The sequence below is a fragment of the Arthrobacter sp. Y3225116 genome, from assembly GCF_059091245.1.
This window is the reverse complement of sequence record NZ_JBNHGL010000611.1, coordinates 1-310: the sequence shown is the minus strand read 5'-3', so window position 1 is coordinate 310 and position 310 is coordinate 1. Positions and strand designations below refer to the sequence as shown.

At 77.7% G+C, this 310-nt stretch carries 1 pseudogene; it reads right to left on the bottom strand.

What is annotated here, in order from left to right:
• A pseudogene (locus AC5RV2_RS19200) lies at positions 1 to 310 on the bottom strand (ATP-dependent helicase HrpB); the annotation flags it as partial.

Here is a 310-nt window from a genome sequence, read left to right as displayed (position 1 = left end):
GCCAGCGGACTGCCCGACGGCAGCCCCGCACGGGTTCCGGACGCCAGCAGGTAGGTCTGCCCGGGACCGGGGACGCGGCGGGCGACCCGTTCGGGGAAGGCCAGCGCCACCACGAAGCCGGCATGCTCCGCCGCGCCCACCTCTTCGGTGGGAGGCACGACGGCGGTGGCCTCCTGCCGTGCGATGCCCTCCAGCCGCTGTGCCTCCTCCCGCCAGCGCCGGGCGGCCGGGTCGCCGCGGCCTGCCGAACGCAGCCGGGACAGCAGCACCGTGAGGTCGGCCCCGGGTGCCCGCTCCTCGCCGGAGACGA